This window comes from Alloalcanivorax gelatiniphagus (assembly GCF_005938655.1).
Classification (GTDB): domain Bacteria; phylum Pseudomonadota; class Gammaproteobacteria; order Pseudomonadales; family Alcanivoracaceae; genus Alloalcanivorax; species Alloalcanivorax gelatiniphagus.
This window is the reverse complement of the sequence record NZ_VCQT01000025.1, coordinates 142972-157138: the sequence shown is the minus strand read 5'-3', so window position 1 is coordinate 157138 and position 14167 is coordinate 142972. Positions and strand designations below refer to the sequence as shown.

Sequence of the window (14167 nt, the reverse complement as noted above, 5' to 3'; positions counted from 1 at the left end):
AATACTTCTTGGAATAGGCGGGACCGGCTCGGGGTGGTCCCGCCCGCAGGGTGCGGATTAAAGCAGGTCGTCGATATCGACCTCGGACTCTTCCGGCTCGTCATCCCAGAAGGTGCCCAGGGCGCCGATGGGGGTACGCTTGCCGGTGTTCTCGGTCCACAGCAGGTCGGACAGACCGGTCACCAGCACGCCGGCGATGGTGTCCATCATCATGTACTGCGGGTCCACGTTGTCGCCGTTGGCGGCGAAGTTGCGGATCGCGTCGCGCAGGCGCTCGTTGTCGCCCTTGCTGTAGGCGCTCATGGCGTAGAAGGCGCTGCCCAGACGAACACCCTGCTCGAAGCCCATCTGTTCGGACTCATGCAGGACTTTCCACGGCTCGGCACCTTCCGGAGCCAGCTGGGGCAGGATCGACCAGATGGTGGCTCGCACGCCCATGGGGGCGCCCCACCATTTTTCGTTGTCGAGACACTTCATGCGACGCTCGACCTTGGCGACGATGTCGCGGGGCACGCCCACGGTACCGTCGGCGGCGCCGTCGGCCACCAGCGCCTGGACGCCGGAGATGTTGCCCACCAGCCAGACCAGTTCATCCAGATCCTTGCGCAGGTAGGGGCACTGGCCCTCTTCCAGGGGACCGAATTTCTCGTTCATCAGGGTGTAGGCTTTGTACAGCCGCTTGGCGGCCACGGCGGACAGACGTTTCTGGGCGATACGTGCGTCCTGGGCACTGGAGACGTTGCCGGCACGGACTTCACGGTGGTAACGCAGTTCTTCCTCGAGAGCCTGTTGCTGCATGCAGACGGCGGCGGTGGTGAAGGTCAGCACGCCCAGTTTTTCGGGCCAGGAGCCGACTTCGGCGAACGACATGAGCAGCGGAGTCTGAGCTTCGCCGGTCATGCAGCCCATGCGGATATCGTCGTAGGTGAACAGGTACGGGGCCATTTCGGCTTCGCCGAAGGTGACCAGGATGTCCCCGGTGCTTTTCCAGATCATGGCACAACCGGAGAGCGCTACAACCATCCCCCCCGCCAGCACAAGACGCGAGGAACGGATGATCTTATCGAGTAGAGAACGCATTCCATGAGCTCCTTTTTATTGTTCTCTCGGCGCGGGCAACATTACAGAAAGGCTCTGAGTTGGCACAAGCGCCAATTACATAAATGCCTGTAAGTCATTACAAACATGATGCTAGCCTTGCGATGATCGGTTTGCGGCACGCCGGTGATAATGACCCTGCGTCTCGGCTCTACTGTCAAAATAGTCAATGCCTTCATGTGAATCCTCGTGGTGGCCTGCTGAAAGCCTTGTTTTTCAAGGTGTTGGCGAGAGCGTGGCGGGGCGCCGGAATAGTGAACGCCTGTTTTCGAAAGAGCTGTCCGAAAAACAACAACAAAGGAGGACCCTGTCGATCAACGGATTGGCCATTGAACGGAGTTTAAATGAGCAAGGAATCCACCCTGAAAACCGGTCGCGGTGATCTGGCCCGCGAACGGGAAGGTCTGGCGCTGATGCGTAACACCGCCCGTGGCGCCCTGCGCGTGATGGAAACCGTGGGCGTGGTGGGCCGCCAGGGCATGGGCTGGCTGCTCGGTGACCGGGACGAGCTGCCGGTTCGCCTGCGGCGCACCTTTGAGTCGCTGGGGGCCACCTACATCAAGCTCGGCCAGTTCATCGCCAGTTCCCCGTCCCTGTTTCCCGAGGACTATGTCCGCGAGTTCCAGAAATGCCTGGATCGCACCCCGCCGATGCCGTTTCACTATATCCGCGACACCGTGGAGCAGGAGCTGGGCCAGCCGCTGAGCGCTCTCTATGAGTGGGTGGACCCGGAGCCCCTGGCGAGCGCCTCCATCGCCCAGGTGCACGCGGCCCGGCTGCACAATGGCGCCGATGTGGTGATCAAGGTGCAGCGCCCCGGCGTGCGCCATGTGCTGCTCACCGATTTCAACTTTCTGTATTTCTCGGCGCGGGTGTTGGAATCCCTGGCGCCGGGCCTGTCGCGCTCGGCCCTGTCCGGGGTGATCGAGGAGTTGCAGGCGGGCATGCTGGAGGAGTGCGACTTCCTGCAGGAGGCCCGCAATCTGGAGGCGTTCAACCGGTTCCTGGTGGAAAGCGGCAATAATGCCGTGGCGGCGCCGCGCCCGGTGGCCAGCCACACCACCGCACGGGTGCTGACCATGGAACGCTTCCACGGCGTGCCGCTCACCGACCTGGAGGTGCTGCGCGCCTACACCGACGACCCGGCCGGCACCCTGATCACCGCGCTCAATACCTGGTTCTCCAGCCTGATGATGTGCGACTTCTTCCACGCCGACCTGCACGCCGGCAACCTGATGCTGCTGGAGGACGGCCGCGTGGGCTTTATCGACTTCGGCATGGTCGGCCGCATTCGCCGGGAAACCTGGGCGGGCATGATGGAGCTGTTCGAAGCCATCGGCCACGGCGACGTGGACAGCATGGCGCGGGCCATGGCCATGGTTGGCATGACCCGGGAGGAGGTGGACGTGGCCGCCCTGGCCCGGGACATCGGGGCCCTGCAGGACCGGCTCACCGATGTGGACGCCAGTTCCCTGGTGCAGGCGGACCGCAACGACCGGGAGGTGAACCAGCTGCTCACCGATCTGGTGCGCATCGGCGAAGGCCACGGCATCCGTTTTCCCCGGGAGTTCGCGCTGTTGCTCAAGCAGTTCTTGTATTTCGACCGCTATGTGCAGGCGTTGGCCCCGGAGCTGGACATGTTCAGCGACGGCCGGGTGGATATGTTCGGTGCTCTGGATCAGCTGCCGGGTGGGGATGAGCCGCTGCATTGAGGGGGGGTTGATCGCGACTGAAGTCGCTCCTACATCGCGCCGTGGCGGGGTAGGAGCGACTTCAGTCGCGATCACACACGGATTTCATCGCTTGATATCCGAACACTCCGCACGGGTATTATCCAGCTTGCAGCGGATCTTCTTCTGCAGCGCCAGCATGTCGCCACTGTAGTAGCCGCGCTGGCGCAACTCCTCGCGCGCCTCCCGCATCATCACCTCGTACTCCCGTTTGTCTTCCTCGGGGATGTCCACGAACCAGTGCTTGGGCACCACCTTGGTTTCCTGGTGCACCCGGCCCAGGAAGTCGTCGTAGCTCTGGAAAAACAGCTCCCGGGTAATCTGCGCCAGTTCCGGGGTCACCCGGTCCCGGTGGCCCACCAGCTGCAGGGTGATCTGCGCAAGTGGGTAATCGATGATGCCGCCATTGGGTTTCAACCCCTTGTACAGCTCCATCAGCTGATAGGCGGCCAGCGGCGCGGCCAGCACGTCCACCACGCCGTTGTTGAACAGGCCGGGGGCATGAACGATGTCCGTGGGCACCGGCGCGGCGCCCAGGTCGCCGACCATTTCCGCCTGCACCGGGTCGTAATCCAGCACCGCCACTTTCTTGCCGGCGGCCTTGCCCAGGGTGTTGATGCGCTTGTCGTTGACGAAGATATAGGCGCCGCCGGCGGGGGCCACGCCCAGTATCACGTACTCACCCTGGGTCATGCGCGGCGCCGAGCGCGGATCGGCCAGCACCTTGAGCAGCAGACGCAGGTGCTCGGAGGTGGGCAGGCCGCCGATGGAATCGATGGTGCCGGTGTATTGATTGAACAGCCGCGCGCGCATGCCGGTCATCAGGGCGGCATCGCAGCGGCCGGCCTTGAGTTCCTCCACCATTACCCCCTCGTTGGTGTACGGCTCCAAATTGACCTTGATGCCGTACTCCAGGAACCGGGTGGTTTGATCCTGGGCGGCGGTGAAGATCGGCCCGTGGCGTCCCACCAGATCCCAGATGCAGATGTTCACCTCGCGGCGTTCCGCCAGGCGTTCGCGCAGCGGGCGCTCATCGGCGCCGGCGGGGGAGGCCAGGGCGCCGGCCAGGATCAACAGGGTGCTGAGCAGCGCCGCCTTCATGGGTTGCCCCCTTCGCCGGCGCACTCGCCCCGGGAGCTGTCGAATTTGCAGCGGATGCGCCGTTGCAGGTCCAGCATGTCGCCGTTGTAGTAGCCTTCCTTGCGCAGCACGTCGCGGGCGTCCTGCATCATGCTTTCATAGACCCGGCGTTCGTCGTCGGGAATATGAATCCACCAGTGTTTCGGTACCCGGTCTTCCTCCACCTTGACCCGCTCGCGCACCTGGTCGTAGGCCTCGAAGGAGGCTTCCCGGATCAACTGGGCGATTTCATTGGGAAACTTATCCAGCCGCCCCACCAGCTGCATGCTGAGCTGGGCGATGGGGTAGTCAACGATGCCGCCCTTGGGGTCCATGCCCTTGTACAGTTCCAGCAGCTCATAGGCCACCAGCGGCGCGGCGAGAATATCCACCACGCCGTTGTTGAACTTGTTGGGGGCGCTGACGATGTCGGAGGGCACCGGGGTGGCGCCGATGCCGGCCACCATTTCCGCCTGGGTCTGGTCGTAGTCCAGCACCGCCACTTTCTTGCCGGCGGCCTTGGCCAGGGAACTGATGCGCTTGTCGTTGACGAAGATATGAATACCGCCGCCGGAGAACATGCCCATGATCACGTATTCACCCTGAACCATCTTGTCCGCCTGGCTGGGGTGGGCGAGGACCTGCAACAGGGTGCGCATATGTTGGTTGTCCGGCACCCCGCCGATGGCATCGATGGAGCCGGTGTAGTTATTGAACAGGCGGGCGCGGAAGCCGCTCATCAGGGCCGCGTCGCAACGCCCGGCCTTGAGCTCCTCCACCATCACGGTCTCGTTGGTGAACGGCACCATTTCCAGATTGACGCCGTATTCCATGGCCAGGGCGCGCTGGTCCATGGCCGCCTGGAACACCGGCCCGGCCCGGCCGGCGATGTCCCAGATACAGATCTTGCGGCTGAGCGCGGTGCCCGGTGGCATCTGATCAATGCCCACCAGTTTGGCGATGGCCTTGAGCCGCACCCGCACCGGCATGTCCCGGGAATAGAAAATATCCGAGAGCCCTTTTACCAGCCGGTCATCGATGGTGACCCCGGGCAGCAGTTTTTCCATGGCCGCGCGCTGGTCATTATTAAGACGCAGCTCCTGCGCGCTCACCGCGCAAAAACCGGTGAATACCATTGCAAAAATAATGAGAAAAAATCGGCGCATATTAATCCCTGCTGTTGTTTTTAGAGGGTGATGCGCGGAGTAAAGCACGGCGTTCCGGGCGGGAAGATGCCGGTAGGACGAGGGCGGATGGCGCGGCGGCCAAAGGGGGCGGAGGCGTTGAAAGCCCGAGTGTAGGAGCGGCTTCAGCCGCGATGCCGGTGGCACCGACGCTGATCGCGGCTGAAGCCGCTCCTACAATTATACGGTTGGGGCGCTTATTTCGGTTGCGCGTCCAGCGACACACCGTTGATGTCGGCGCTGTCCGGGCCCAGCAAAAACAAATAGGGGGCAACGATGTCCGCCGGGGTTTTCAGGGTGGCCGGGTTTTCGCCGGGGTAGGCGAGGGCGCGCATGTCGGTGCGGGTGGCGCCGGGGTTAATGGTATTGGTGCGGATGCGGCTGGTGTTTTCCAGTTCATCGGCCAGGGTCTGGGCCAGGTTTTCGGTGGCCGCCTTGGAGGCGGCGTAGGCGCCCCAGAAGGCACGGCCCCGGCGGCCCACGCTGGACGAGGTGAACAGGATGCGGCCGTCCTCGCTGCGGCGCAGCAGCGGCAGCAGCGCCTGGGTCAGATAGAAGGCGCTGTTCACGTTGACCCGCATCACCGAGTCCCAGGTGTCCGGGCCGTAGCGGTCCAGGGGAGTCAGGTCGCCGAGCACCGAGGCGTTGTGCAGCACGCCGTCCAGGCGGCCGAACTCCCGGTCGAACAGGTTGGCCAGTTCGTGGTAGTCCTCCGGGCGGGCCACTTCCATGTTCACCGGCGCCATGGCTGGCTCGGCGCCGCCGGCGGCCTTGATCTGGTCGTAGACCGCTTCCAGTTTGGCCTGGGTGCGGCCCAGCAGGATCACGGTGGCGCCGTGGGCGGCCAGGGCCAGGGCCACGGCGCGGCCGATACCCGCTCCGGCGCCGGTGACCAGGATAACGCGGTCCTTGAAGGCGTCGGTGGCGCATTGATAGCCCACGGCGCGGTCGTTGATCCCTTGGATGTCCATACGGGTGTTCCTCGTTACTGCATCAGACGTTGCAACAGCGGTGGCAGCTGGTCGCCACGCTCCAGATAATAATCCGCCGCCCAGGCCCGCGGGTTGTCATCCGGGTCCACATAGCCGAACGCGGCGGTGGCGGTGAGCATGCCGGCGTTAATGCCGGCCTGGATGTCGCGCAGGTGGTCGCCCACATAAAGGCAGCGGGCCGGGTCGGCGTTGGCGGCGGCGGCGGCCATCAGCAGGCCTTCCGGGTCCGGTTTGCGCTCGCGTACATGGTCCGGGCAGATCACCGCCACCGCCCGGTCGAGCAGGCCCAGGCCGGCCAGCACCGGGCCGGTGAAACGCTCCGGCTTGTTGGTGACCACGCCCCAGGGCAGGCCCCGGCGGTCCATCCAGTCCAGCGACTCGGCCATGCCGTCGAACAGGCGGGTGTCCACGTCCAGGCGGCCGGCGTAGGCGTCCAGCAGCTGCTGCAGATAGCGGTCGAAGTCCGCATCCCCCGGCGCCAGGCCAAAGCCCAGTTCGGTGAGCGCGCGGGCCCCGTTGGACACGGTGGCGCGCACCGCCGCGTAGCTCACCGCGTCGCGGCCATGGTCGGCCAGCACCTGGTTGAGCACCACGTGGAAGTCCGGCGCGGTATCCACCAGGGTGCCGTCCAGGTCGAAGAACACCCCTTTAAGCATGCCGCACCGCGTGCATCAGGTAGTTCACCGACACGTCCCGGTTCAGTTTGTAGACCTGGGTCAGCGGGTTGTAGGTCATGCCGGTGGTGTCGCGCACCTCCAGGCCCGCGTCCCGGGCCCAGCCGGCCAGTTCCGACGGGCGGATCAGCTTGGCGTATTCGTGGGTGCCCCGGGGCAGCAGGCGCAGCACGTACTCGGCGCCGACGATGGCGAACAGGAACGCCTTGGGATTGCGGTTGATGGTGCTGAAGAACACCTGGCCGCCGGGTTTCACCAGGGTGAAGCAGGCGCGGATCACCGAGGACGGGTCGGGCACGTGTTCGAGCATTTCCAGGCAGGTGACGGCGTCGTACTGGCCGGCCCGCTCGGCGGCGATGTCCTCGGCGGAGATTTGCCGGTATTCCACTTCCACGCCGCTCTGTTCCGCGTGCAGCCGGGCCACCGCCAGGGGCGCCTCGCCCAGGTCGATGCCGGTGACCTCGGCGCCGCGCCGGGCCATGCCCTCGGAGAGCAGGCCACCGCCGCAGCCGATGTCGATCACCTTCTTGCCCGGCAGGCTCAGGCGCTCATCGATGTAGTTGAGGCGCAGCGGATTGATTTCGTGCAGGGGCCGGAACTCGGAGTTCGGGTCCCACCAGCGTTCCGCCAGGGCGTTGAATTTAGCGATCTCGGCGCTATCGACGTTGGCTTGGCTCATTGTTCGTTCTCCGGTGATTGGTCGGCCCGGGCAATCCTTTCCCGCCATTCGCCGGCGTTCTTGGCGATCAGGACGGCGTTAAGCGTGGTCAGTTGGCGGTCTTGCATCAGGCAGCGGCCGGCCACCCAGCTGTGGGTCACCTGGTCGCGGGTGGCGGCGTACACCAATTGTGCCACCGGGTCATAGACCGGTTGGGTTTCCAGGGCGCTCAGGTCCACGGCCACCATATCCGCCTGCTTGCCAATCTCCAGTGAACCGGTGCGCTCCTCCAGGCCCAGGGCGCGGGCGCCGTTGAGGGTGGCCATGCGCAGGGCGGTGGCGGCGGACACCGCCTCGGCGCGCAGGCTCACGCCCTTGGCCAGCAGGGCGGCGGTGCGCATCTCGCCGATCATATCCAGGTCGTTGTTGCTGGCGGCGCCGTCGGTGCCCAGGGCCACGTTGACGCCGGCCTCCAGCAGCCGCTGCACCGGGCAGAAGCCGCTGGCCAGCTTGAGGTTGGATTCCGGGCAGTGCACCACCTGGGTGCCGGTGTCCACCAGCCACTGGATTTCCTCGTCCAGCAGCTGGGTCATGTGCACCGCCAGCAGGCGGGGATTGAGCAGGCCCAGCTGCTTGAGCCGGGTCAGGGGGCGTTCGCCGCTGGCCTCCACCGCCGAGTGGATCTCGCCGGCGGTCTCGTGCACATGCATCATCACCGGCGCGTCCAACTCCTCGGCCAGGGTCAGGATCTTGCCCAGTGGCTCGTCGGACACGGTATAGGGAGCGTGCGGGCCGAAGCCGATGGTCAGGCGCGGCTCATGGCGCCAGGCGTCGGCGGCGCGGGTGGCCTGGCCCAGATAGTCGTCCGGGCCGTCGCCCATGGGCGTGGGGAAGTCCATGATCGGCGCGAACAGCACCGCCCGCAGGCCCGCCTCCATGGCCACCCGGGCGGTGGTTTCCGGAAAGAAGTACATGTCGCCGAAGCAGGTGGTGCCGGAGCGGATCATCTCCGCCGCCGCCAGCCGGGCGCCGTCGCGCACGAAACCTTCCTCGCCCACCCAACGGCCCTCGGCGGGCCAGATGTGCTTTTCCAGCCAGGTCATCAGGGGCAGATCGTCGGCCAGACCCCGGAACAGGTTCATGGCGGCATGGGTGTGGGCGTTGATCAGCCCTGGAATGAGCAGGTGGCGGTCCAGGGTGACGGTCTCCGTGGCGGTCCATTTCTGGGCGGCCAGGGCGGTGGGCAGCAGGTCGGCGATGACGCCGCCGCGTACCACCAGGGCGTGGTCGGCCAGCACACCGGCGTCGGCGGGCGCCACCGGGGCCACCCAGCGGGCCTGGATGATCAGATCCGCGTGGTTATCGCTCATGCAAGGCTCCCTGTTTGGTCAGGCCGCGAGTATAGCCGTCCGGCAGTTGAAAGTTAAAAGTTGCAAGTTGAAAGGGGCGGCGCGGCCACGGCCGGGCTGGCCGCAGGCCACGGGAAAGCCGCCCGGTCGGCTCAGCCTTGCAACTTTTAACTTGTAACTTGCGACCGACTGGCCGGTGCCCCGACCTTCCCGTTGGCATCGGTACCCTGGTCCGTTTGTCCGTATCGCCCGGCGAGCCGGCGCTGTGCTATGATCCGGGGCTTTCCGGACTGTACCTGGACTCTTATAAAGGAACGCCATGACGGACCTCGCCAAAGAAATCACACCCGTCAATATCGAGGACGAACTCAGGCAGTCGTACCTGGATTACGCCATGAGCGTGATCATTGGTCGGGCCCTGCCGGACGTGCGTGACGGCCTCAAGCCAGTGCACCGCAGGGTGCTGTTCGCCATGCACGAGCTGAGCAACGACTGGAATAAACCCTACAAAAAATCCGCCCGGGTGGTCGGTGACGTCATCGGTAAGTACCACCCGCACGGTGATTCCGCCGTGTACGACACCATCGTGCGCATGGCGCAGCCGTTCTCGCTGCGCTACATGCTGGTGGACGGGCAGGGTAACTTCGGTTCCATCGACGGTGACTCCGCCGCGGCCATGCGGTACACCGAAGTGCGCATGTCCAAGATCGCCCACGAGCTGCTGGCCGACCTGGACAAGGAAACCGTCGATTTCGTCGATAACTACGACGGCACCGAGCGGATTCCCGAAGTGATGCCCACCCGGGTGCCGAACCTGCTGGTCAACGGCTCCTCCGGCATCGCCGTGGGCATGGCCACCAATATTCCGCCGCACAACCTGCGCGAGGTGGTGGACGGCTGTCTGGCGCTGATCGACGACGACAGCCTGACCCCGGACGACCTGATGGAGTACATCAAGGGTCCGGATTTCCCCACCGCCGGCATCATCAACGGCCGCGCCGGCATCGTGCAGGCCTACCGCACCGGCCGGGGCCGCATCTATGTGCGCGCCCGCGCCGACATCGAGCAGATGGACCGGGGCGGCAAGGAAGCGATCATCATCCATGAGCTGCCCTATCAGGTGAACAAGGCTCGGCTGATCGAGAAGATCGCCGAGCTGGTCAAGGACAAGAAGATCGAGGGCATCACCGAGCTGCGCGACGAGTCCGACAAGCAGGGCATGCGCGTGGTGATCGAGCTGCGCCGGGGCGAGAACGCCGAGGTGGTGCTCAACAACCTCTATCAGCAGACCCAGATGGAGTCGGTGTTCGGTATCAACACCGTGGCCCTGGTGGACGGGCAGCCCAAGACCCTCAACCTGCGCGAGCTGCTGGACGCCTTCCTGCGGCACCGCCGCGAGGTGGTCACCCGCCGTACCGTCTATGAACTGCGCAAGGCCCGTGAAAAGGCCCATCAGCTGGAAGGTCTGGCGGTGGCCCTGGCCAACATCGATCCGGTGATCGAGTTGATCAAGGCGTCCCCCAGCGGTGCCGAGGCCAAGGAAAAACTGCTCGGCCGGGGCTGGGCGCCCGGCGACGTGACCGCCATGCTGGAGCGTGCCGGTGGCGAGAACGCGGCCCGCCCGGACGGTCTCGACGAGCAGTTTGGCATGCGCGACGGCCTTTATTACCTGAGCCCGGAGCAGGCCCAGGCGATCCTTGATCTGCGCCTGCAGAAACTGACCGGCCTGGAACGGGAAAAGCTGATCACCGATTACCAGGAGCTGCTGGAGCAGATCAGCGAGCTGATGCTGATCCTGGCCGATCCCGAGCGCCTGATGCAGGTGATCCGTGACGAGCTGACCGCCATCCGTGACGAATACGGCGACGAGCGCCGCAGTGAGATCCAGACCTCCCGTCTGGATCTGAGCATGGAAGACCTGATCGCCGAGGAAACCGTGGTGGTAACCCTCAGCCACGGCGGCTACGCCAAGATTCAGCCGATCGACACCTACCGGGCCCAGAAGCGCGGCGGGCGCGGCAAGTCCGCCGGCCAGCTGAAGGACGAGGATTACGTGGAGCAGCTGCTGGTGGCGGGCACCCACGACACCCTGCTGTGCTTCACCAACGTGGGCAAGGTCTACTGGCTGCGGGTGTTCGAGCTGCCCCAGGGCGGCCGGGCCTCCCGGGGCAAGCCCATCGTCAACCTGATTCCGGCGCTCAAGCCGGAGGAACGGATCACCGCCATCCTGCGTCTGGACGCCGAGCAGGTGCGCCAGCAGGCGGGCCCTGAGGACGAGGAAGAGGGTGAAGTGGACACCGCCGAGGTGGTCGAGGACGTGGAAGCGGTGGAAGCCGTGGACGGCGCCGATGCCGAGGTGGAAGCGCCGGCGACCTCCGGGCCCTTCATCTTCATGGCCACCTCCAGCGGCGTGGTCAAGCGCACCGAGCTGGCGCGCTTCGCGCGGCCGCGCAGCAGCGGCCTGATCGCGGTGCGCCTGCTGGAAGGCGAGGACCTGGTCAACGTGGCCATCACCCAGGGCGACGAGGACGTGGTGCTGGTGGCCGGCAACGGCAAGGTGGTGCGCTTCAAGGAATCCCGCGTGCGGGTAATGAGCCGTATCGCCCGGGGCGTGCGCGGCATGAAGCTGGCCGACGGCGAGCAGGTGATTGCCCTGATCGTGCCCCAGGACGGCGGCCAGATGCTGGCGGCCTCGGAGCACGGCTACGGCAAGCGTACCGATCTCAGCGAGTTCCCCACCAAGGGCCGTGGCACCCAGGGTGTGATCGGCATGGTGGTCAACGAACGCAACGGGCCGCTGGTCGGCGCCACCCAGGTGTTCGGTGGCGAGGACGTGATGCTGATCTCCAACCAGGGCACCCTGGTGCGCACCCGCGTGGACGAAGTCAGCCACCTGGGCCGCAACACCCAGGGCGTGCGTCTGATTCGTCTGGGTGACGGGGAGGCCCTGTCCGGGTTGGCGCGGATTCCGGAGCTGGACGGCGACGACCAGGACCTGGACGAAGTGGACCCGGACGCGCCGGAAGCACCGGTCGAGGACGGCGAGGAATAGGCCGGCTTTTGCCGGCGTGTGGATTGATCGCGGCTGAAGCCGCTCCTGCGGCGGGGAGTCCGCGTGGTAGGAGCGGCTTCAGCCGCGAACCAACGGGAGAACAATGAATGAGCCGCGCGTATAACTTCTGCGCCGGGCCAGCGGCGCTGCCGGAGCCGGTGCTGCAACGGGCCCGCGAGGAAATGCTGGATTATCAGGGCACCGGCATGTCGGTGATGGAAATGAGCCACCGTGACGATGTGATCGTGCACATGGCGGAAAAGGCGGAGCGCGACCTGCGCGACCTGCTGGGCATTTCCGACGACTATGCGGTGCTGTTTTTGCAGGGCGGCGCCAGTGCCCAGTTCTCCATGGTGCCGCTCAACCTGTTGGGCGACGCCGGCAAGGCGGATTACGTCAACACCGGCCAGTGGTCCACCAAGGCGATCCAGGAAGCGCGCCGCTTCTGCGAGGTGAACGTGGCGGCGTCCAGCGAGGACGCCAACTTCAGCTACGCGCCGGCGCAAAGCGAATGGCGGCTGTCCGACGACGCCGCCTATGTGCATTACTGCCCCAACGAGACCATCGGCGGCCTGGAGTTCGACTTCATTCCGGAGGTGGACAAGCCGCTGGTGGCGGACATGAGCTCCACCATTCTGTCGCGGCCGATGGACGTGAACCGCTTCGCGCTGATCTATGCCGGCGCCCAGAAGAACATCGGCCCGGCGGGCCTGACCCTGGTGATGGTGCGCAAGGATCTTCTCGGCCGCGCCGGCCCAACGGTGCCGGCCATGCTCAACTACCAGATCCACGCGGACAACGGCTCCATGTACAACACGCCGCCCACCTTCGCCTGGTATCTGGCCGGCCTGGTGTTCGAATGGCTCAAGGAGCAGGGCGGCCTGCAAACCATGGGTGAGATCAATGGCCGCAAGGCGGCCAAGCTGTATGATTTCATCGATGGCAGCGATTTTTACGGCAACCCGGTGCGCCCCGGCCAGCGCAGCCGGATGAACGTACCCTTCGTGCTCGCCGACAGTGCCCTGGACAAGGCATTCCTGGCCGAGGCGGACGCCGCCGGCCTGCGCAACCTCAAGGGCCACCGCAGTGTCGGCGGCATGCGCGCCAGCATTTACAACGCGGTGCCCGAGGCGGCGGTGGACGCTCTGATCGGGTTCATGTCGGACTTCGAAAAACGGAAAGCCTGATGACGGATCTCAACGCACTCAGGGACCAGATCGACGCCCTGGACCAGCAGCTCCAGGACCTGCTCAACAAGCGCGCCGACCTGGCCCATCAGGTGGCGGAGGTGAAGCGCGCCGAGGACCCGGAGCCGGTGTTCTACCGGCCCGAGCGTGAGGCCCAGGTGCTGCGCCGGATCAAGGAGCGCAATGCCGGCCCCATCGGCGCCGAGGAAATGGCGCGCCTGTTCCGCGAGGTGATGAGCGTCTGTCTGGCCCTGGAACAACCCATGCGGGTGGCGTTTCTGGGCCCGGAGGGCACCTTCACCCAGCAGGCGGCGATCAAGCATTTCGGCCACGCCGTGGAGAGCGTGCCCCTGGGCGCCATCGACGAGGTGTTCCGGGAAGTGGAATCCGGTGCGGTGCATTTCGGCGTGGTGCCGGTGGAAAACTCCACCGAGGGCATGGTCAACCATACCCTGGATTCGTTCATGAATTCGGACCTGAAGATCTGCGGCGAGGTGGAGCTGCGCATCCACCATCATCTGTTATCCGGGCCGCACACGCGCCGGGACAAGGTGACGCGCATCTATTCCCACCAGCAGACTTTGGCCCAGTGCCGCCAGTGGCTGGACGCGCACATGCCGGCGGTGGAACGGGTGGCGGTAAGCTCCAACGCGGAAGCGGCCCGTCGCCTGCGTGATGAATGGAACGCCATGGCCATCGCCGGCGACATGGCCTGCGAGCTGTATAACCTGGACAAGGTGCAGGTGAACATCGAGGACCGGCCGGACAACACCACCCGGTTCCTGATCATCGGCCGCCAGGACACGCCGCCCTCCGGCCACGACAAAACCAGCCTGCTGGTGTCCGGCAAGAACCGTCCGGGCCTGCTGTCCGACCTGCTGCGCCCGTTCCGGGAAAAAGACATCAACCTGACCCGCCTGGAAAGCCGGCCGTCGCGCATCGCCAACTGGAGCTATGTGTTCTTCGTGGACTGTGAAGGCCACAAGGAAGACCCGGCCCTGACCGAAGTGCTCGACGCCCTGGACAGCGACGGCACCACCATCAAGGTGCTCGGCTCCTACCCCAAGGCGGTTCTATAAGGAAGCAGGAGCGCCGAGGATCGCGCTCCTGCAGTGAATCCGTAG

Annotated in this window: 11 protein-coding genes; 4 read left to right on the top strand and 7 right to left on the bottom strand. The window is 65.3% G+C overall.

The genetic code is table 11. The annotated features are described in order from the left end of the window. Positions 1-57: 57 nt before the first annotated feature. Positions 58-996, bottom strand: coding sequence for a hypothetical protein (locus FGS76_RS07505; protein ID WP_240692456.1), 939 nt, complete (start codon positions 994-996; stop codon positions 58-60). Between the two features lie 446 nt (positions 997-1442). Here FGS76_RS07505 and FGS76_RS07500 point away from each other — a divergent pair, with 446 nt between their 5' ends. Further along, complete coding sequence (locus tag FGS76_RS07500; protein WP_138772000.1) at positions 1443-2810, top strand: ABC1 kinase family protein; 1368 nt, start codon at positions 1443-1445, stop codon at positions 2808-2810. 84 nt (positions 2811-2894) lie between these two features. Here FGS76_RS07500 and FGS76_RS07495 read toward each other — a convergent pair whose 3' ends face one another. The 6 genes from FGS76_RS07495 to FGS76_RS07470 form a co-directional block, all read right to left on the bottom strand. Continuing rightward, positions 2895-3929 carry a putative solute-binding protein gene (locus FGS76_RS07495; RefSeq protein WP_138771999.1) on the bottom strand — a complete coding sequence of 345 codons (1035 nt, stop codon included), beginning with the start codon at positions 3927-3929 and terminating at the stop codon, positions 2895-2897. Beyond that, on the bottom strand, positions 3926-5014 hold the full coding sequence (locus tag FGS76_RS07490; protein ID WP_377899630.1) for a putative solute-binding protein: 1089 nt from the start codon (positions 5012-5014) through the stop codon (positions 3926-3928). Before FGS76_RS07490 ends, FGS76_RS07495 begins: the two co-directional genes overlap by 4 nt. Positions 5015-5328: 314 nt before the next feature. Beyond that, positions 5329-6102 carry a YciK family oxidoreductase gene (locus tag FGS76_RS07485; RefSeq protein ID WP_138771997.1) on the bottom strand — a complete coding sequence of 258 codons (774 nt, stop codon included), beginning with the start codon at positions 6100-6102 and terminating at the stop codon, positions 5329-5331. 14 nt (positions 6103-6116) lie between these two features. Next, positions 6117-6779, bottom strand: coding sequence for an HAD-IA family hydrolase (locus FGS76_RS07480; RefSeq protein WP_138771996.1), 663 nt, complete (start codon positions 6777-6779; stop codon positions 6117-6119). Next, positions 6772-7476 carry a bifunctional 2-polyprenyl-6-hydroxyphenol methylase/3-demethylubiquinol 3-O-methyltransferase UbiG gene (ubiG, locus tag FGS76_RS07475; protein WP_138771995.1) on the bottom strand — a complete coding sequence of 235 codons (705 nt, stop codon included), beginning with the start codon at positions 7474-7476 and terminating at the stop codon, positions 6772-6774. Before ubiG ends, FGS76_RS07480 begins: the two co-directional genes overlap by 8 nt. Next, positions 7473-8825 carry a TRZ/ATZ family hydrolase gene (locus FGS76_RS07470; protein ID WP_138771994.1) on the bottom strand — a complete coding sequence of 451 codons (1353 nt, stop codon included), beginning with the start codon at positions 8823-8825 and terminating at the stop codon, positions 7473-7475. Before FGS76_RS07470 ends, ubiG begins: the two co-directional genes overlap by 4 nt. 298 nt (positions 8826-9123) lie before the next feature. On the opposite strand from FGS76_RS07470, the gene gyrA reads away from it, so the two are divergent. The 3 genes from gyrA (at position 9124) to pheA (ending at position 14122) form a co-directional block, all read left to right on the top strand. Further along, positions 9124-11856 (top strand): DNA gyrase subunit A, encoded by a 2733-nt coding sequence (gyrA, locus tag FGS76_RS07465; RefSeq protein ID WP_138771993.1) that lies wholly within the window; start codon positions 9124-9126, stop codon positions 11854-11856. A 107-nt stretch (positions 11857-11963) separates the two neighbouring features. Then, positions 11964-13043 (top strand): 3-phosphoserine/phosphohydroxythreonine transaminase, encoded by a 1080-nt coding sequence (serC, locus tag FGS76_RS07460; protein WP_138771992.1) that lies wholly within the window; start codon positions 11964-11966, stop codon positions 13041-13043. Then, on the top strand, positions 13043-14122 hold the full coding sequence (pheA, locus tag FGS76_RS07455) for a prephenate dehydratase (RefSeq protein WP_138771991.1): 1080 nt from the start codon (positions 13043-13045) through the stop codon (positions 14120-14122). The genes serC and pheA overlap by 1 nt, the downstream gene beginning before the upstream one ends. The last annotated feature ends 45 nt before the right edge of the window (positions 14123-14167 follow it).